This window comes from Leucogemmata humicola, from assembly GCF_055379415.1.
This window is the reverse complement of record NZ_AP040875.1, coordinates 979,992-1,000,241: the sequence shown is the minus strand read 5'-3', so window position 1 is coordinate 1,000,241 and position 20,250 is coordinate 979,992. Positions and strand designations below refer to the sequence as shown.

General features: G+C 63.0%; 14 protein-coding genes. 7 read left to right on the top strand and 7 right to left on the bottom strand.

What is annotated here, in order from left to right; translation table 11 throughout:
• Positions 1-13: 13 nt before the first annotated feature.
• Positions 14-475: a DinB family protein gene (locus AC6H4Z_RS04170; protein ID WP_497545478.1), complete on the bottom strand. Its 462-nt coding sequence runs from the start codon at positions 473-475 to the stop codon at positions 14-16.
• Between the two features lie 279 nt (positions 476-754).
• On the opposite strand from AC6H4Z_RS04170, the gene AC6H4Z_RS04165 reads away from it, so the two are divergent.
• From AC6H4Z_RS04165 to AC6H4Z_RS04150, 4 genes are all read left to right on the top strand, one after another.
• Entirely contained in the window at positions 755-970 is a 216-nt protein-coding gene (locus AC6H4Z_RS04165; RefSeq protein ID WP_497545477.1) for a hypothetical protein, read from the top strand.
• Between the two features lie 52 nt (positions 971-1,022).
• Entirely contained in the window at positions 1,023-4,265 is a 3,243-nt protein-coding gene (locus AC6H4Z_RS04160; RefSeq protein WP_497545476.1) for a SusC/RagA family TonB-linked outer membrane protein, read from the top strand.
• A 10-nt stretch (positions 4,266-4,275) separates the two neighbouring features.
• The gene (locus AC6H4Z_RS04155; protein ID WP_497545475.1) at positions 4,276-6,078 is read left to right on the top strand and encodes a RagB/SusD family nutrient uptake outer membrane protein; all 1,803 of its coding nucleotides are present in this window, start codon (positions 4,276-4,278) and stop codon (positions 6,076-6,078) included.
• A 187-nt stretch (positions 6,079-6,265) separates the two neighbouring features.
• Positions 6,266-7,195, top strand: coding sequence for an endonuclease/exonuclease/phosphatase family protein (locus tag AC6H4Z_RS04150; protein ID WP_497545474.1), 930 nt, complete (start codon positions 6,266-6,268; stop codon positions 7,193-7,195).
• A gap of 12 nt (positions 7,196-7,207) precedes the next feature.
• Here the strand turns inward: AC6H4Z_RS04150 and AC6H4Z_RS04145 are convergent, their stop codons facing one another.
• The 3 genes from AC6H4Z_RS04145 to AC6H4Z_RS04135 form a co-directional block, all read right to left on the bottom strand.
• Complete coding sequence (locus AC6H4Z_RS04145) at positions 7,208-7,606, bottom strand: GlcG/HbpS family heme-binding protein (protein ID WP_497545473.1); 399 nt, start codon at positions 7,604-7,606, stop codon at positions 7,208-7,210.
• A gap of 40 nt (positions 7,607-7,646) precedes the next feature.
• Positions 7,647-8,468 (bottom strand): enoyl-CoA hydratase/isomerase family protein, encoded by an 822-nt coding sequence (locus AC6H4Z_RS04140; protein WP_497547010.1) that lies wholly within the window; start codon positions 8,466-8,468, stop codon positions 7,647-7,649.
• Positions 8,469-8,625: 157 nt separating this feature from the next.
• A complete protein-coding gene (locus AC6H4Z_RS04135) occupies positions 8,626-10,062 on the bottom strand; it encodes a hypothetical protein (RefSeq protein WP_497545472.1) in 1,437 nt (478 codons plus the stop codon).
• Between the two features lie 172 nt (positions 10,063-10,234).
• Here AC6H4Z_RS04135 and AC6H4Z_RS04130 point away from each other — a divergent pair, with 172 nt between their 5' ends.
• The 3 genes from AC6H4Z_RS04130 (at position 10,235) to AC6H4Z_RS04120 (ending at position 16,134) form a co-directional block, all read left to right on the top strand.
• Complete coding sequence (locus AC6H4Z_RS04130; RefSeq protein WP_497545471.1) at positions 10,235-12,205, top strand: AfsR/SARP family transcriptional regulator; 1,971 nt, start codon at positions 10,235-10,237, stop codon at positions 12,203-12,205.
• 79 nt (positions 12,206-12,284) lie between these two features.
• A complete protein-coding gene (locus AC6H4Z_RS04125; protein ID WP_497545470.1) occupies positions 12,285-15,212 on the top strand; it encodes a WD40/YVTN/BNR-like repeat-containing protein in 2,928 nt (975 codons plus the stop codon).
• Between the two features lie 205 nt (positions 15,213-15,417).
• The gene (locus AC6H4Z_RS04120) at positions 15,418-16,134 is read left to right on the top strand and encodes a hypothetical protein (RefSeq protein ID WP_497545469.1); all 717 of its coding nucleotides are present in this window, start codon (positions 15,418-15,420) and stop codon (positions 16,132-16,134) included.
• Between the two features lie 6 nt (positions 16,135-16,140).
• Here the strand turns inward: AC6H4Z_RS04120 and AC6H4Z_RS04115 are convergent, their stop codons facing one another.
• From AC6H4Z_RS04115 to AC6H4Z_RS04105, 3 genes are read right to left on the bottom strand one after another with little or no spacing between them, the layout of a single operon-like run.
• Positions 16,141-16,629 (bottom strand): hypothetical protein, encoded by a 489-nt coding sequence (locus AC6H4Z_RS04115; protein ID WP_497545468.1) that lies wholly within the window; start codon positions 16,627-16,629, stop codon positions 16,141-16,143.
• A gap of 27 nt (positions 16,630-16,656) precedes the next feature.
• Entirely contained in the window at positions 16,657-17,745 is a 1,089-nt protein-coding gene (locus tag AC6H4Z_RS04110) for a hypothetical protein (protein WP_497545467.1), read from the bottom strand.
• A 13-nt stretch (positions 17,746-17,758) separates the two neighbouring features.
• A complete protein-coding gene (locus tag AC6H4Z_RS04105; RefSeq protein ID WP_497545466.1) occupies positions 17,759-20,200 on the bottom strand; it encodes an RCC1 domain-containing protein in 2,442 nt (813 codons plus the stop codon).
• Positions 20,201-20,250 lie beyond the last annotated feature (50 nt).

Here is a 20,250-nt window from a genome sequence, read left to right as displayed (position 1 = left end):
TCGACGCTATTCCTTACGGTTCATCGCCGCTCGGCCCGTAGATCTGCGGCACCGTCGACCCCATCGGGCGTAGGTAGGTCGAGATTTGTCCCCGATGATGCACGATATCGAATAGAAAGCTCCACGCCATAGGCGCGGCCGGCCGTTCTGTGCCGAAGAAGTCGAGCGATCCGTTCCACTTCTCGTCGGCGAGGTTGCGCCAACGCGTCACCATGCCGGCGCTCTGAGCCTCGTACGCATCGAGGACCGCTTTCATCGTCTCGGGAAGCGGTGGCGGCGCCCACTCGGCCTTTCCGCTCTCGAGTGCGTCGATGATCATCTTTTCTTCGCAGACGATCGCCCACGCGATCTCCCGCGCCGTGCGCGACTTGGGATCTGGCCGATAGTCGGATCCGTCTGGAATGCGCGACAGGACCTTCTGAGTCGTCGTCGATTCGTCGGTCCAGAATTTTGTGAACAGCGTTTTCTCGTCCACGCGGCCTCCTCTTTCTATATGGTGGTCGACGCCTCGATCATCGTCGCGGGCGTCCATCCATTTCGCGGGCGTGAACAGTACCGAACAAATGCCGAATCCGCAAGCGGCGTGGCGCTTTTCACCCTACCACGCGCGCGAGCATAGGCCGCGCCAGGCAAGGTCTCGATTGGGCCGCGTTCTTGTATCGGCTTGAATTTGGCCGATGTACAAAACCCGCACGGCGGTGCGTAGGCGAGGAACCGCGGGTCGTGTTGAGCAATTACGCATTCTGAAATACTCATGCTTGCGCCGGCTAACCCGTTGCGTGGCATGGAGAAGTCCCGACGCCCGCGCCTCGGAACATTCGGCGGCGACGGACAGGCGGCAGAGTCGAAACACATGATCGCCGGCAATTCCACAGCGCGTTGGCGTCTCGCCTCTGACGACACGTGTCGTGTTGGCTTCGTGACACGCTCGAAACTGCTCCGCGATCCGACACAATCCATCGACGCATAGTCTGTTCGCCTGCACGACAGTGGTTGCTACCCCAACTTTTCCCCAGAGCAAAATGCGAACAGTCCGTCTACTCATTCCCGGTCTGGCGATGCTCTTGGCGCTGTTCGCCAAGAACGCCCACGCACAGCAAGGAAGAATCAGCGGAACCGTCACCGATCAGCAGGCATCAATGCCGATCCCCTCAGCCCAAGTACGAGTGCAAGGGCTGAACCTCGGCGCGACGACTGACGACCAGGGACGGTTCGTCCTCAACAACGTTCCCGCGGGAACAGTTACAATCGTTGCCCAACGGCTTGGCTATCTGATGGGCCAATCCCAGGTAACGATTACCACCAACGGAACGGCCACCGTCGCGTTTCAGCTGACGCGAGCCCCGCTGGCGCTCGACGAAGTTGTAACGATTGGCTACGGCACCGCCGATCGTCGAAATGTCACGAGCGCCATCGAGCAGGTGAACGGCGACGAGCTCGCGACGCGTCCCGTGCCCAACCTGACACAGGGCCTCCAGGGCGTGCTGCCCAACGTCAACATTCGGCCGATGGACGGAAAACCGATCCAGGCGCCGGTGATCAACATCCGCGGCATGACGTCGATCGGAACCGGCGGCAGCGCACTCGTGCTGGTCGATGGTGTCGAAGGCGATCCCGCGCTGATCAACCCTGACGACGTCGAGTCGATCACGGTCCTCAAGGACGCGTCGTCGGCTGCCGTCTACGGTGCGCGTGGCGCATTCGGCGTGTTGCTCATCAACACCAAACGTCCGAAGGCAAATCAGTTCCGGATCAACTACGGCGCGACGTACGGCATCAAACAGCCGACGGCGATTCCGGATTTCGTGACGGACGGCTACACGTACGCGAAGATGTTCAATCAGGCCTACCAGGCCTATCAGGGCTTCGCCCCGCAGCAGTTCAACAAGACGATGGTCTTCAACCAGGCATTGCTGGATTCACTCGCCGCGCGTTCGGCAGCCGGTACTCAGCCTGGGACGGTCATTGGAGCAGACGGCAACTACGTCTACTACAACAGCACCGACTGGATGAAGCTGCTCTACAACGACCACGTTCCCGCGGTCGATCAGCACTTCTCGGTCTCGCGCGGCACCGACAACGCGCAGTTCATGGTCTCGGGACGCTACGTCGGACAGGACGGCCTGTTCCGGTACAACTCCGACGACTTCTCGCAGAAGAATCTGCGCGCCAACGGCGGCATTCGAATGGCCGAGTGGCTGAATGTGCGTTCGAGCTTCGACTTCTCGAATCGCAAGTATCACAATCCGCTCAACGTTGGTGAAGGCGGCGGTGTCTGGCGTAACCTCGAGGACAACACGCAGCCGTTGGCCGCGCTGTTCAACCCCGATGGTACGTTGACCGCGGCGTCAGCCTACTCGGTGGGCGACCTCGCCTACGGCAAGAACGGCATCGACTACAACCGCAACGTTTACAGAAGCACCACTGAGGCGGTTGGTGACTTCTTCGGCAACCACCTCCAGCTCACCAGCGACTTCACCTTCCAGAAGCAAACGGACGCCAACTCGCAGCGTCGCGTGCCGGTGCCATACAGCACACGCCCCGGGTCCGTCGCGTATCTCGGTACGGCGACCAACGACCTGCAGAACGACGACCAGAACACCGACTACCTCGCCACGAACCTCTACGGTGAGTTCAACACGACGCTTCGCGGCAAGCACTCGCTTCGCGCAATGGCGGGCGTGAACTACGAAGAGCACACGTGGGATCGTCTTCTTGCGCAGCGCAACGGTCTGATCTTCCCGGACGCCACGGACCTGAATCTCGCGCTCGGCACCGCGACGACGATCACGGGTGGCTACGAGCGTTGGAATGTCCTCGGCACGTTCACGCGCCTCAACTACTCGTACGATGACCGCTATCTGCTCGAGTTCACGGGTCGGTACGACGGTTCGTCGAAGTTCCCCACGGATCAGCGTTTCGCCTTCTTCCCGTCGGTGTCAGGCGCCTGGCGTGTTTCGCAGGAGCCGTTCTGGAAAGTGAACCCGAAGCTCGTGAACGATCTGCGCCTGCGTGCCTCGTGGGGCACGATGGGCAACGGTAACGTCGGCGCCTATCAGTTCCAGCAGCAATTCGGCATCTCGCAGTCCGGCTTCATCACGAATGGTACGAAGCCGAACCTGACGAGCGCTCCGGCCGTGCTTCCGAACGGCCTGACGTGGGAAACCGCGGCGACGACGAACGTCGGTCTCGACTTCGACATGTTGAGCAACCGCCTGACCTTCAGCGGCGACGTGTATACGCGCAAGACAACGAACATGTACACGTCAGCCCTGACGCCGCCGGCCGTCTTCGGTGCAGCAGCGCCGAAGGGCAACTACGCCGACCTCGCGACCAAGGGCTGGGAAATGTCGCTCGGCTGGCAGGATGGCTTCCATCTCGGCGGAAAGCCGGGCACGTACGGCATCAGAGTATCGCTGTCCGACAATCACGCGAACATCCTGAAATACAACAACCCGAACGGCCTGCTCAGCGACTACTACGTTGGGCAGCGGATCGGCGACGTCTGGGGCTTCACGACCGAGGGCTTCTTCGTCGACTCGGCGGACATCGCGCACCACGCCACGCAGGCGTACCTGACCAACGGCTGCTGTGGGTACAAGCCCGGCGATCTCAAATTCAAGGATTTGAATGGCGATGGCAAGATCGATCCGGGCTTGAGCAAGCTGTCCGACCACGGCGATCTCACCGTCATTGGCAACACCACGCCGCGGTACGCGTATGGCATCAACCTGAACACCGGCTGGCGGGGCGTTAACGTCTCCGGCTTCTTCCAGGGTGTCGGCAAACAGCAGTGGAAGCCGTCAACGGAAGCCGACTACTTCTGGGGTCAGTACAACCGGCCCTACGATCTCATCCCGACGTGGCAGCTCAAGCCGGGCGTCATCTGGACGCCGGAGAACCCGAGCCAGGATGCGTTCCTGCCGCGCTACATCGGGTACGCCGCCAACGGAACGAACCGCTCGGTTGGTGCGCCGCAAACGAAGTACATGATGGACGTCTCCTACATCCGCCTCAAGAACCTCCAGGTCGCGTACGACCTGCCGGTGAAGTTCTCGCAGCGCTTCGGCTCGAATAAGACGACGATCTACGTGACGGGCGAGAACCTGTGGACGTACTCCCCGATCTTCAAGTACGTGAAGAACGTGGACCCGGAGAACATCAGCGCGGGCTCGGACCTGATTCTGACCAGCGGCACGAGCGGCGATGGACTCAACTACCCGATGATGAAGACGTTCGTCTTTGGCCTCACCCTGGGCTTCTAATACACAAGCCATGATTACAACTATCAAATCGACCATGCAGCGGCTTGCGGTCGTCGGATGCCTTGGCGTCCTCGGTGCTTTTGCTGCGGGCTGCGATATGAACCAGACCCCAGTGTCGTCCACGAATGCCACGGCGGTCTTTGGCACCACAGCCGGCCTGCAGTTGTACGCGAACTCGTTCGTGAACAACCTGCCGGGACTGACCTCCATCACGAACGGCGACAACATGTCGGACTACCTCGCCGTTCGCAGCCCGTCCACGTTCGTCCTACCGACGCAATACACCGCGAACTCGATCGGTTCCTGGTCGTGGACGGCACTTCGGAACGTCAACTTCTTCATCGCCAACAATGTCGGCAGTGAAGTGGACCCGGCCACCCGGAGTAACTTCAACGGAATCGCCCGGTTCTATCGCGCGCTGTTCTATTTCGCGAAGGTGAAGCAGTATGGCGAGGTGCCGTGGATCGATCGCCCGATCGACATCACCGACTCCACGACGCTCTTCGCCGCGCGAGACAAGCGCGACGTCGTCATGCAGCACGTGCTGGACGACCTGGACTACGCGATCGCGAACATCACCGCCACGACGGACGCGACGCACACCTCGATCACGAAGGACGTGGCGCGCGCGTGGAAGTCCCGTATCGCGCTCTTCGAGGGCACGTTCCGGAAGTATCACGCGAACGATCTTGCGCAGGGACTCGGCGGCACCGCCAACACCTGGCTCCAGGCAGCGGCGGATGCGTCGCAGCAGATCATGGACGGCGGTCGTTTCTCGCTCTACACAGGGGGCGGAACGGACAACTCGTATCGTCAGTTGTTCAGCAGCGAAGTCGCGCCGGCGTCGGAGACGATGTTGGTCTACTCCGAAGACGGAACACTCGGCGTGCTCCACCAGGCGAACTGGGATTACACGAGCGCTACGACGGGTGTGGGCGCGAGTCTGATTCGCCAGTTCGTCAACACATACCTGAACATCGACGGCACGCCCTTCACGGACATCGCCGGGCACGACACGCTGTCGTTCATGACGGAAGTGAAGGGGCGCGATAAGCGCCTCCAGCAGACGATTCGCATGGGCAGCTACAAGCGGCTCAACGCGGGCGTCCTCGTTCCAGCACCGCCGGCGTTTACGCAGGCGCTGACCGGCTACATGCCGATCAAGTGGACAGTCGATGACGCAGGCGCAGACGTGTGCGCATGCAACACGAACGACGTCGTGATCAATCGCTACGCGGAAGTGCTCCTGAACTACGCCGAAGCGAAAGCGGAACTCGGAACCATCACCAGCGCCGATTGGGCGAAGACGATTGGTGCTCTCCGCGCTCGTGCGGGAATCACCGGCGGCTTGAGCGCGTTGCCGACGCGCGTCGATCCGTATCTCCAGTCCACGTACTTTCCGGACATCTCGAACCCGGTGATCCTGGAAGTCCGTCGCGAGCGTGGAATCGAGCTGGTGCTGGAAGGCCAGCGCTTCTGGGACCTGCTTCGCTGGAAGCATGGCGAGCTCATGGCCATGCCGTGGTTGGGCTTCTACGTCCCGAAGGCGAATCAGCTGATGGACCTCAACGAAGACGGCATCCCCGATGTCTACTTCTATACAGGGACTGCGCCGACGTCGCAGGTCGCGGGTGTGTTGTACATCAACGTGAGCGGCGGGACGCAGCAGCGCAGTCTTCAGAGCGGCGACCACGGGCAGCTGACGTGGCTGATCAACACACAGCGCGCCTGGAGCGACAAGATGTACCTCTATCCCATTTCAACGACCGACATCGTAGTAAACCCAAAACTCGGACAGAACCCGGGCTGGTAAGCGAGGCCTGAACGAAACGAGAAGGGCGCGCCGGATACTCGGCGCGCCCTTTTTCTTTGCCCGCTGAAGAAGCAGCAGAATATTCATTACACTTGTCTAAAGTCTCGATGATTTCGTGACCGATTGGCCCACCACACTGTGACACGCCGCGCGCAAAGCGGCAACATAGCGTGGATTACTTCTCGGCATGCGAAAACATCATCTCCTCCTCGTTCTCGTTGCGCTCGTCGCCGCATGCGCGACCGCATCGAACCCTGCTCCGACCCTTGCCGGAGCACCCGCGGATCCCGGTCGCCGAGCTGTCGCGCCGATGCGCGTGATGACCTTCAATCTTCGCTACAACAACACGGGCGACGGGCCGAATTCCTGGCCGTACCGAAAGGCGTGGGTCGCCCAGTTGATTCGCTTCCACGACGCCGACGTCATCGGCGTGCAGGAAGCGCTCAGTGGAATGCTCGCTGATCTCGACACACTGCTCCCGGAGTACTCACGCGTCGGCGTCGGACGCACCGACGGCAAGATGGCCGGTGAGTACAGCGCGATCCTCTACAAGCGCGATCGCGTCGAGGCGCTCGAGAACAAAACGTTCTGGCTCTCGCCGACGCCTGAGGTTCCTGGCAGCAAGGGCTGGAACGCTGCACTCGAGCGGATCGCCACGTGGGGCCGCTTCCGCGACCGCGCCACCGGATGCGAATACATCCACCTCAACACGCACTTCGATCACATCGGAGAAGAGGCCCGTCAACAGAGCGCGCGGCTGATCCGCGAACGACTAGCGACCATCAATGCCGCGAGGTTGCCGTTGGTGATGACGGGAGATCTCAACTCGAGGCCCACCGCTGTCGGCTACCGAGTGCTCACGCGCGACACGATCCCTGGTGCATACCCGCCGCTACTCGATGGAATGAAGATCAGCCGCGAAGGCCACTATGGACCGTCGTCATCCACCGTTGGCGGGTTCCGCGGCATCGGGCGAGAGGGCGATATCATCGACTACATCCTCGTGTCGCCGGGCGTCGATGTGCTGAAGCACGGCATCCTCCCTGACAGCTGGGACAATCGCTTTCCGTCGGATCACCTGCCGGTTCTGGCGACGATCAGCATTCACTGCAAATGAGTCGCGCGTGAGTCAGGACTGTCGTTGAACTCCTGCCTCGAGAATCGCGACATCCTGCTCTACCGTTCCACCGCTTACCCCGACGCCGGCGATGACGTGGTCATCGTCGGACACGGGCGCGCCGCCGCCCATCGCACAAAACCGCCCGCCCGACACGCCGACGAGCGGGAAGAGTTCCTTCCCCGGCTGAGTGAGCGGCAGAATATCGACGGTTCGCATTCCCACGAGCGCCGATGTATACGCCTTTCGCTCGGCGAGTTCGACCGCGAACAACGGCGCTCCGTTCATGCGGTGATGAAGAACGATGTTGCCGTGAACGTCGATCACGCACACGGCGACGGGCACTCGAACACGCGAGGCCTCCGCTTCGACACGATCGGCGATCGTCTTCGCCAAGCCCAGCAGATCCATGATGTCGTCGCTCCTGTGGGATCGAACGCGTCAGTGGAGATCAGCCGCCGATGCGGCCGAGGTACGATCCGAGATGATCCTCCACGTCGCCCGGCTCATGAAAGCCTTGCTCGAATAGCGCTTTCATCCGAGCCTGCGTAGATGGCCGACTGATCGATGTGATGCACGCATCCCATCCGGCCGCGACTTCAACGTCCGGCGGCAAACTGGCTTCGTTGACCAGGCGCTTCGTGTTCGCGATCGCCCATTTGTCGAATGACGCAATCCGCGTCGCGAGTGCATCGACGAACGCATCAAGGTCGGTGTCCGGCAGCGACCTGTTCACATAGCCGTACGCTTGCGCCAAATCGCCGTCGATGTCCTGCGAGCCGAGGAGTACCTCCAGAGCGCGTGATCGGCCGATCTGCCGTGGGAGTCGCGCCATGGGTCCGCCGCCTGCAACCATTCCGACTCCAACTTCCCATTGCGACAGTACCGTTTTTTCTCGGCTGGCGAAGCTCATGTCACAGGCGAGCGCTAGTTCACTTCCATTTCCAGTCGCGCGTCCACGAATCAACGCGATCGTCACCACAGGTGCGCGCGTCAAACGCACGAGTATGTCCGGCCACGCCTCAAGACCCGTGGGACCTTGAGGGATGCTCGTCAAATCTTCGATCTTTGCGTGAAAGTCGCTGTGGTTGAGGAAGAACCCCTCGACCGCGCTATCGAACACGACAACCCGGACCTCTTCGTCCGTCTCGATGGCCGATACGATCTCGCGGAACTCGAGAACGAATTCCGGCCCCATGAGATTGAGAGGCGGGTTGTTGAACGTCACCCGCCAGCATGCGGGCGACGACCGGTCGAGCCGGACTTGGGGCATCGTGTGTGTTGCTGTCACAAGAGTCTCCTACGCTCGCCGAATGTGAACGGCGAAGTCTCAGGCGAGCGCAGAAAGACCACCATTGGACCTTCATCCTGCACGAATAGCGTGACAGAAAAAACGCCGCCCGGCTCGAAGCCGGACGGCGCGCCTCCGATCAGTTGCCCGGACAACCGGCAGCGTCGTAATGCTGGCGACTGCCGTTGGCGATCGTCTGCCCGTCGACGATGAGCGTGTTGCCGAACCCGGCGGGATGACTGTACCACACGTCGTTCCAATCCAAGTTACCGCCCAGGTTCAGCGTGAACGTTGAGTTGAGCAGATATGGAGTGGACGCGAGGCCGAGCGCCGTCTGGTGGCGCGCGAACGACACGAGCAGCTTCGCCTCGCAGCTCTGCTGAATGACGTTGCCGTGGAGCGTCACGTCGATATCGCTCTTACGGTCCGTGTTCAGCGCCGGGAATGCTGCGTGGATGATCATCCCGAAGCGATTGTTGACGAGCAGATTGTCGCGGATGTCTGCGTGAACGGTGTTGTGAACCGTCGGTCCGTTGACGCCCATCGCGTCGACGCGAATGCCGACGCCGACCGGAAGCCGCCCGTGATCACGCACCTCATTGTTCAGGATCTCGGCCCAGACCTCCGACGTCGCGGGAAGCGGCAGCGGCTCGACGCCGGCCGGCACGGGCAGCGAAACTGCGCCGTCCACTGTAATCCCAGGAATTCCCCCGGCAAGCAAGCGATTTCCCGTCGCGAGATAGATGCCCGGTGCGGCGAGGCAGATGTCGCACGTTCCCGCCGTGCCACTGAGGTGGTTCCAAATGAGACTGGCGTTCGACGCGCGGAGATCTATCGACTCCGTGAAGCCGCCCTCGAAGCGATTCCCACGAATCGTCAGGCCCGTGACCCGAACGGCGAGGATCGCCTGACCTCCGGCATCTACCGCCGGGTTGTGGCCCGACTGGAATACGAATCCTTCAACGGAAAGGCCGTTGCCCGCTGAGCCTCCGGGATGCCCATTCGCGACGATGATCGGCGTCGAGACAGCTGCAATGACCGGAAGCGGCTCGGCCGGAGCGAGAGTGCTTTCGGTGCTTCCCCACGCAGCGACGCCCGTCGCGCGCAGAGTGAGGTCCACTGCCATGAGCATCGCTCCATGCAGCGTTATGTCGGGAACATCGACGACTAGCGGAAATTGCTCGAGATCGCCGCTTGGGATGCTGGTCACGGTGCCGCTGTATTTCTCCCCTGACATGATGATGGTGATTCGGCATGCGCCGGACACGAGCTCGCTGTGTGCAAGTCGATTCTCTCGAGCAGCGGCGAGTGCGTCGCTGATCCGAGTGAAGTGCACGCCATCGCCCGACGGGCCGCCGTGAGCCACCAATTCCGTCGTCACATAGTCGCCGTGGGCCAGATGGGCCTTCAACGCGGAGGCTCCAACGATCAGGATCTGTGATCCTGCGCCCGGCTTGTGACAAACCGAGACTTTGTCGTCGAGCGGCTGCCGGTCGAGCATCGCAGTGCCAGGAGCGATCAGCGGCGGGCTGTCCGAGGCACACGAGGCTACCAGCGTGGCCCCGACGAGCCCCATGGCGAGAGAAGTGATAAGAAATTTGATATTGGAACTCATAAGCAGAAACCTCCATCGAAAGAGCGGGGACGAGACCAGGAGCAGTCCGCCGAAGGGACTGCGCAGCGGAGCGGGAAACAGTAGGTTTGTCTCGCCCCCGACCTGTCCCCATCGCGTCACCGACCGTCCTTACATGATCGAATTGCGAGCACTCGGCGCCCTCGACGTACGGTCGATATCGGATAGCGGCCGAACCAGCGCGGTAACGCAGCCAAAACGGCTCGCGTTGCTACTCTACCTCGCGCTTGCCGAGCCGACGGGCCTCCATTCGCGCGAGAAGTTGCTGGCGATGTTCTGGCCCGACGCGGACGATGGGTCGTCACGCCATTCGCTCAGAAATGCGCTGCACGCTTTGCGTCAAGCATTGGGCGACGCCGTGATAGTCAGCCGCGGGGAGGGATGGGTGGGTCTCGACTTCAGCGCACTTCGCTGCGACGTGCTCGAGTTGCGCACCCATCTCGCGGCCGGACGCGCAGACGATGGTCTCGCGCTATGGACTGGAGATCTCGCACCCGGCTTTCATGTCACGGGCGCTCCCGATTTCGAGCACTGGCTCGACGCGCAGCGGGCAGGGCTACAACGCGAGGTGCGTGCGGCGGCCCGGAAACGGTCGCGCGAACTCGCCGGCGCTGGCCACGTCGAAATCGACGCCGTGAGGCGCGCCGTGCGGCTCGATCCGGACGATGAACCGGGAGCTCGGTTGCTCATGCGGCTGCTCGCTCGCTCCGGCGATCGCGCAGGTGCGCTGAGGGTATATCAAGAACTCTCAGATCATCTCGCGCGCGAGTTGGAGACGGAGCCGTCCGCCGAAACCCGCGCGCTCGCGGTGGAACTGCGATCCGTCGAGACCAGCGAACCGGCGCCTGTGTCCACCGAACGCCTCGTGCCGATTTCCGATGGCTCCATTCCGATCGGACAAATGCCATCGCTGACGAGTCCGACGCCGGTGCGACAATACTGGCATCGCGTGATCGCGGCGGGAGCAATCGTCTCGCTGGCACTGATCGGACTTCTGGCGCGTCAGCGTGGATCGCGACTCGACGCACGGCCGACGTCCGCGTCGCTGTCACAGCAGGAAGCCGAGCGCGCCGTTCTTCGTCTGCCGGCGAGGTATCGAGCAGACACCTCGCTGTATCGCTCGTATCTGCGCGGCCTCTTACTCCGCTTCGAATTCGACTTCGTCGCATCGCGCGATACCTTCGCCGCCCTCTATCGTCGCGAACCCGGATATGTCCCAGGACTATACGGTCTGGCGCACGCGTACTCGTTCATGGCGCTGAACGATCTGACCGACCCGGATGAAGCATGGGCCAAGGTCGCTGAGTTGGCTCAGACGGCGCGTGCTCTCGACAGCACTGCCGCCAATGCGTGGCTCATGCTCGGAGCCAAGGAGATCTTCGGCGATCTCGACTTGGAGCGCGCCCGCGCCAATCTCGCGCGCGCTCGCGCGCTCGACCCGGAGGATCCTGACGTCGTCGGATTGCAGTCGGTCTGGTTCCGGTACCATGGCCAGCTAGACAGCGCCGTCGCGCAAGCGAAGCTCGCGCACAAGCTCGACCCCATGAGCCGCTATTTCGATCGTCTCGTGGCGAGTCAACTCTACTTCGCCCGGCGTTACGACGATTCAAAGGCAGTCTACGCGCGCATGATTGAGGAAGATCACAATTGGAAACGCGGTTACGAGGAGCTCGGAAAGCTCTCCCTGGTGACTGGCCGCCCGCGAGCCGCCGTCGACTACCTTCGACGCGCGCGACTCATCGCGGGCGATTCCACCGCTGCATCTGTGCTGACGAAGGTCGCGAGCGACTCCGCCGCACGGCGCGTCCTCACCGCCGATGCGAGACGAACGCTCGCGCAGCTCGGGCACGCCGCTGAGGCCGGTCAGCGGGTCTCGTTTCTCCGACGCGCCGAACTGACCGCCGTCATCGGCGACACGGCCGCGACGATGCGCTGGCTCGACTCCGTCGTGACGCGTCGCGACGGCTCCGCGTACATGGTTCGCGTCGACCCCCTGTTCGACTTCGTCCGAGGCGAGGCCCGGTACAAGATCTGGGAAGCGCACTCCGGACTCTTTCCGCGCGATCAGGCCCTCATCGTACGGTAGGCCAGCGCTTCTTAACCTTCCGCACGACTCTCGGGAGCCCTACCGTTGTTGCATACCGTTTCCTCCCGACGAGAGTGCGATGAACGACGACGCTTCCGAAAACGCCCCCACGGCTGACGACTCCCGCGACTCGACCCAGAATACCTTCTCACGTCGCGGGTTCGTCGTTCGAGCCGGACAACTCGGTGCCCTGACGGTACTCGGGCCGCGTTTCAACATCACCGGACTCGCGGCACATGCGCCACCGCACGCCGCGCTCGCTTCGGTCGCATCGGCGCGCGCGACGATTACAGATCTCTATTCGGGTCTTCGTTGGCGGATGCTCGGGCCATTTCGCGGTGGTCGCGTCGCCGCGGCGACCGGCGTTCCCGGAAGGCCGAACGAGTTCTACTTCGGCGCGGTCAACGGCGGAGTATGGAAGTCCATCGACGCCGGCCGCGTCTGGAAACCGGTATTCGACTCGCAGCCGGTCGCGTCGATCGGTGCGATCGCAGTCGCAGCATCGGCGCCCGACGTCGTCTACGTCGGCAGCGGCGAATCGACGCTCCGTGACTCCGTCGGCTTCGGCAACGGCATGTACAAGTCCGTCGACGCCGGCAAGACATGGACCCACCTCGGACTCGACGGCACGCAACACATCGGCAAGGTCGCGATCGATCCGCGCAATCCGAATGTGGTCTTCGTTGCTGCGATCGGTCACCTGTACGCGGCGAATCCCGAGCGCGGCGTTTTCCGCACGCGCGACGGCGGCAAGACCTGGAAGAAGGTGCTCGGCCCGAACGACGACGTCGGCGCGGTCGACGTGGTGATCGATCCGTCGAATTCAAACATCGTATATGCCGGTTTGTGGAATGCTCGGCGGCCACCCTGGTACACGTACGCGCCGACGAACGGACCGGGCGGCGGCATCTTCAAGTCGACCGATGGCGGCGAGACCTGGAAGAAACTGACAAACGGTCTGCCGAAAGAAGGAATCGGTCGCACCGGCATCGCGGTTGCGCCGAGCAATCCGCGGCGCGTGTATGCAGTCGTCGATTGCCTCTTGGCTGAAGTGCCCGCAGGTGGCGCCGAGCCCGAGCCGCCGCCAGGAGCGGGAGCGCGCGTTGGTGCGGGTGGACCAGCAGCGCCGGGACAGGGCGGCGTCTATCGCTCCGATGACGCCGGCGCGACATGGAAGAAGATGTCGGGCGACAACGCGCTCTGGGGACGCGGCTGGTACTTCGAGAAGATCGCCGTCGATCCGAAGAACGCCGACATCATCTACGTCCCGAACGTGTCGGTGTCGCGATCGATGGACGGCGGCAAGACGTGGGTCGCGCTGCGCGGATCACCTGGCGGCGACGACTACCATCAAGCGTGGGTGTCACCCGACGACTCGAACACCATGATCCAGGCGAGCGATCAGGGAACTATCATCACGCGAAACGCAAAGACCGAAGATCCGCGCGACGTGACCTGGAGTTCCTGGCTCAATCAGCCCACGGCGCAGATCTATCACGTGTCCGTCGATTATCGCGCGCCCTATTGGGTGACCGGTGCGCAGCAAGACTCGGGTGCGTGTGCCGTTCGCTCGCGGGGCAAGTTCGCCGAGATCACAATGCGCGACTGGGAACCGATCGGCGCTGGTGGCGAAAGCGGGATGACGGCCGGCGATCCATTGAACCCGGGCGTCGTGTTCGGCGGAACGGGTCAGCGATGGGAGTTGGAGACGAATCGTCCAGTTGCCGGCACGACTGCGCCGGTTGCACAGGGCGTCGACCGCGCCGACTGGACGCAGCCGCTGGTTCTCTCCCCTGCAGATCCGCACGCTCTCTACTACGCGAGTCAGTTTCTCTACAAGTCCACCGACTCAGCGGTGACGTGGACGCGCATCAGCCAGGATCTTACGCGACCAGATCCGGGCGTTCCAGCGAATCTCGACGCCGCGGCCGCTGCGCACGTCGATCGCAATGGAAAGCGCGGCGTGATCTACGCTGTGTCGCCGTCGCCACTCTCGGCGCCGCTGCTCTGGGTCGGCACCGACGACGGATTGATTCATGTCACCACCGATGACGGCAAGAGTTGGCAGAACGTGACGCCGCCGGCGCTCACGGCATGGAGTCGCGTGACCGGAATCGAGGCGTCGCACTTCGACGCGAACACGGCATACGCATCGGTCGATCGGCATCAGCTACAGGATTTCGAGCCGTACATCTATCGCACGCGCGATCAGGGAAAGAGCTGGCAGAAGATCACGAACGGGCTTCCAGCCGGCGTGTATGTGCACGTCGTGAAGGAGGATCCGAAACGAAGAGGACTTCTCTTCGCAGGCACGGAGCGCGGCGCGTTCGTCTCATTCGACGATGGCGACAACTGGCGCGCGCTACAACTCAATCTGCCGGTGACGTCCGTACGCGATTTCGCAATTCATGAAAATGATCTCGTCGTCGGCACGCACGGTCGCGGCTTCTGGGTCATCGACGACATTGCGGCGCTGCGTCAGGTCGACAACACCGTGCTCGCTGCTGACGCGTTCCTGTTCAAACCATCCGACACGACATACTTCCCGCCAGGAAGCGATAACGGCACGCCGACGCAGAAGGATGAAGCAACGACGGACGGTGGACCGGCCGGCGTGCCGATCGACTACTACCTCGGCGCGAGCGCGACTGGGCCGGTGACGATCGACATTCTCGACGCGAGCGGTGCGACGCTTCGCACGTTTTCGAGCGAGGCGCCAGCGACCGCGGCGACGGGTGCAGGCGGTGGACGAGGTGGTCGTGGAGCTGGCGGGATTCCGAATACGAGCGCGCTGTGGCGTCCTACACCAGAACCGTTTGCAACGAACGCCGGCATGCACCGCATCATATGGCCGCCGATCGCTGCGCCAGTCGGCGGGCGTGGAGGCCGTGGGGGTGGACGCGGCGCCGGGGGTGCGGCGCTTAGCGGCACGTTCACGGCGCGGCTCACGGTCAACGGACGGTCCTATTCGCAATCGTTCCTCGTGAAGCCGACGCCTCGGGCGTAACAATGATTCGGGCGTCGGCATTCGCCGGCGTCGCGGGTCGATAGAGATCGATTCGATTTTTCTGATGACGCATTGGTTGCTGACGACCAGTGCGAATCTTTGCGCGCGCACGTCCATCTGGGGCATGGCCGTTGCCCAACAGAGGGCGTCGCCGCCGAATGCGCGGCCACCACCATTCTTTGTCGCGCAATCGAGGTCGATTGAAATGAAATCCATTCACGTGGTGAGCGTTGCCACCCTATTCCTCATCGCCACGAGCGTGACGGCACGCGCGCAGGATGCGCGCGGTCGTGGACGCGGCGGCAACGAACCACCGCGTCCGCCGGTTGCGGCCGAGGAGCAACGGCGCCGGATTGTCGACGAGCAGCGGCGCACTGCCGACTATCGCAAGCATCTCGATGAGCAGACGCGCGCGGCCCAGCAGGAGGCTGCACAGCTCCAGGCACAGAAGCGAACCGCGCAGTACCGCGCACAGCAGGAATACGCGGCCCAATTGGCACGGCAGCAGGCGGAACTTCGCAACGAGCGCGACTACGCGAGGGAGGCGTACATCTCGACGCCGCACACCTATCGGTTCAACGTGAACGGCGCTGCGCGCGAAACGAATCAGTTCGGCGTCGACGCGTTACGGCAGGCGGTGAACCTCGGGTATCGCGAAGGCTATCGCAGCGGCCAGGCCGACCGTGAAGATCACTGGAAGGCGAACTACACCAACGCGCCGGCGTACCGCGAGGCCACGTACGGATACACCGGCAGCTACGTCGACCAGGCAGACTATAGCTACTACTTCCGCCAGGGTTTCCAACGCGGCTATGACGACGGTTATCACAGCCGTCTTCAGTACGGAAGCAACTCGAACGGCAATTACTCGATTCTTTCCAACGTGTTGTCAGGGATTCTGCAACTCACGACCATCCACTGAGTCACCCTACTCGGGGACTCGCGTGAGGTGCAGCGAGCCGGTCAGCCTCACTGAGCTCGGAACCGTTATCGACGAATATTCGGCGCAGACCGGGCGCCCGCTGGAGTTGGTCGTGTTCCGCACGCAGACCTGTCGCGTATCGTTTCGCGAAAGCGTGACCGAGTAAATCGAGCCGACAATCGGATCGCGTCGATCGAACGTGAGTACGACGGTTCCGCACCGGTAGACGAACGGTTGCGGACTAACGATTGGTGTGTCGAGGCGGCAGGGCCCCGGACGCGCATCAACCAACACCGAATCGCGGAGCACCTCGGCTTGCCCCTCGATGTCGAGTGTCTCGCCCGCATCGCCGCCGGCCGCTAGGTGCTCGGAAAACTGGTATACGCCGAGTCGATCCGCTGTGAGAATCGATGACTTGGACGACGCGTGATGACACGCTGCGATGGCGAGTGCGGAAACAATCACCGCCAAGGACCTGTTTCGCGTTTTGACCATCGCACCTCTCCAGCGTGACCGACGGGCCTACCAGCGCGAAGGAATGCTAATTCGCGCACCGAGCATATTCGCCCCTGGGACGAAGAACATCCCGGCGCGTCCACCCACATCCTCCAGCGCCTGAACGTGTGCCGCAGCATTCAGCGCACTCAGCGCCCCGATCACCGACGCAGTCACTATGCCACTGATCAGATACGGCCGCTCGGTTCTCGTCCCGCCAGAACTGGTGTGGACAGTCTTCGTCAACGCTGCCACGGTGGATGCCCCGGCGACGCCGATTATCGTCAGCACCCCGCGCACCGGACGATGCGCATAGAACTGACCTCCGCCTGGTATCACTGCGCCGAGCGCGAGCGCTACCATTGGCGATAGCGGCTCGGGTCCGAGGCCTGCCATCCGGCGTGCGACTTGGCGTCGATCGCTCGCATCTGGCTCGAGCGCGAGATACTTGGCGAAATCCGCCCGAGCTGCGTCGCGATCGCCACGTGCCGTCCGAACGATCGCACGGTTGTAGTACGCGTCTGCCCACTCGCTGTCCGCTTGGATGGATCGCGTAAAGGCACTGTCAGCGGCGGCGAACTGCCCGCGCTGGTATTCGGTAACGCCAGATCGAAAGATGGCGAGCGTCAGATCGATGATCTGCTCCGGTCGCGGAGGCGTGAGAATTCGAACTTTCTCAACGACCTCACTCGCATCAGGCGACGTGGGCGCCAGCGAGAGAAAGCGACAATACTCCGCAACGGCGTTTGGCGCGTCCTTCGCCGTCTCGTAGGCACGTGCAAGTTGATATGCGAGATCCGCATCGGTCGGGTCGAGCGCCGACGCGTCACGCAACGCGCGGAGCTCCGCTGGACTGTCGCCGAGCATGGCCGCTTGCTGCCCCTGCTGCACTAGATCGTGCGCGCGCCGTCGCTGCTCGGAACTCGGCGCAGCGACCAGTCGCGCGACGGCACAGACGGGCCGAACACGCGCCGTGCCTGGCTTCAAGGGCTCGCCCGCTACGGCGCTCTGCGCACGCGCTGATGCGAGCGGCACGATTGCCCACACCATCAGGGCGGCGCTCGCCCACCGCGCAACCTTGAAGCGGCGCCCGATGCGCGTTGATATATCGCTCATGTCATTATCCTCATCACCCGCCACCACGGATATCCACGCGGACAGGACGCAGTCGGTTCGTCCGCGTGCCGTCGCCGAGTTGATATTGCAAATTGTAGCCCCAGCAGAACGGCTCGCCGCCACCGGTGACGCCGCACGTGTGCGATCCGAAGGCGCGTACCGAGGCGAAGGTATGGCCGTCGGCGACGACCGTCGGCACCCACTCGTCGACGGTTCGACCTGTACCCAGTTGGCCGTATGTGTTCCGTCCCCAGCAATAGGCCGCGCCGTCGTCCGCCACCGCGCACGTATGCACGCCTCCCGCAGTGATTGACACGAAGTGCGCAGTACTGCGCACGCGCACGGGAGTCGTCCGGTCAACACTCGTGCCGTCCCCGAGCTGGCCGTTGTGATTCTGTCCCCAGCAGTATGCCTCTCCGTCGGCAGTCACGGCGCACGCATGATTGCCGCCGGCGGCGATCGACGTGAATGGAGGGACAGCCACCAGTGTGCCTGGCATTCGACGATCGAACGTCGTGCCATTTCCCAACTGGCCCGCGCTGTTGTCGCCCCAACAGCTCACCTGACCGCCACTGGCGAGCGCGCATGTGAAGTTCCATCCCGATGCGATGGCCGCGAATCGTCCGCCACCTACACTCACGGGAACCGAGCTATCGCGCGTCGTGCTGTCCCCGAGTTGACCGCGCGCATTCGAGCCCCAGCACCATGCGACGCCGTACGCGTCCAACCCACAGGTGTGCGCGGTTCCGGCGACAATCGCGCGGAACGAATGTGCGTCCGCGACGAGAACAGGTGCGAGCGGCGCAGTGCGCGAGCCATCGCCCAGTTGACCGCGATCGTTGTTCCCCCAACACCAAGCCGCCCCACCACGCGTGACCGCACAGCTATGTGAAAGGCCGGCAGCAATCGTCGCAAATCGCTCACTCGATTCGATGGCGACAGGCGCGGATGCCTCGAGCTTGCCTGCTCCGAGCTGCGACTGGTCATTGCTTCCCCAGCACAGCGCGCGCCCAGCGGCGTTGATGAAGCAACTGTGCATGCCACCGGCAGCAATTGTCGTCGCGCCGGAGGAAATGGCCTTCGACTCGGACGGAACCGTGATCGTCGGCAAGCGGACGGACGTGGCAATCCGATCCAACGTCGGACTCTTCGCTGGGGGCGACGCTGCTGTGTCGCCCGACGTAGCCACCGCTGGCTTCGGGAGGCCACTCGACGTCGTTTGCGTTGCCGGTGAACTCACGTCCGGTGTCGGACGTGGGCTCGCAGCGGACGTCACCGTTCGAGTCGAGTCTTGATGGCCGACCGCGAGTGGGCCTGTTGCGCGCAGTTCAACAGCCGGCCGCACGTCGCCCGACGTCACCACTTCTCCTTCTCGCTGCACCGTCCGCGATCGGGAATAAAAGAAAGCGGAGGCCGACGCGATCACGCCGACGACGACAACCGCGGATAGCGCGCGCACGAGCATCGGCACGACTCGGCGTCGAGGCTGCTCTTCGAGATCCGGAATGAGCGCCGCCAACTCCTTCATGGAGAGCATTGGCGCGGCGGTCGCCGGCGTGCGGACGAACCGCATGGTTTCGGATGTATCCGGCGCGGGAATGGGCACGACGCGTGTTCGCGGCACGGCATCGAGCGCTTCGAGCATTGCGTGCGCATCGGCCCAACGAGCATCTCGATCCTTCTCGATCGCTCGTGCGATTACTTCCGCAAACGCGTCGGGAACGCCTTCTCTGAGATCGCGAACGTCGGCGAGGACCTCGTGCTTTTGATGATAGAGAATGCTATAGAGACTTTGGCCTTCCCACGGGCGACGGCCGGACAGCATCTCCCATCCCACCAGCCCGAGACTATAGATGTCGGCGCGGGCGTCGAGCACGGCACCGTCGATCTGCTCGGGCGCCATGTACGCCGGCGTGCCGAGCGCGACGCCGTGCATCGTGAGCTCGGTGTCGGTCGTCATCGACCGAGCCAGTCCGAAATCGGCGAGCACCGCGCGACCTTCGTGCTCGATGAAGATGTTTTCCGGTTTGACGTCGCGGTGAACGATGCCGGCCGCGTGTGCTGCCTCGAGCGCGGCGCCAATGTCGCGCACGATCCGCTCGGCCAGGTGCGGCCTGATGGCGCCGTCCTGACTGAGCACCTGTCGCAGCGTTCGTCCCGCGAGGTGATCCATCACGATCGCCATCTCGCCGTTGTCGAGATCGAGCACGGCGCGAATCGGAACGATGTTGCGGTGCCACACCTGCGCGACCATCTGCGCTTCGCGCGCGAATCGCGCGAGAGCTTCGTCGTCGTCGGCGAACTTGGATCGAATCAGTTTGATCGCGACTTCGATCCCAGTCTCGCGCTCTCGCGCGAGGTAGACGACGGCTGTGCCGCCGCGCCCAAGTTCACGGAGCACCTCGTACTTCGCTTCGAGTCCGGCGCGCGCCGATGCCGACAGGTCTCCGCTCATGCCGACGCTTTCCGCGGAACAGACACCGTCTGTCCCATCATCTCGAGGGA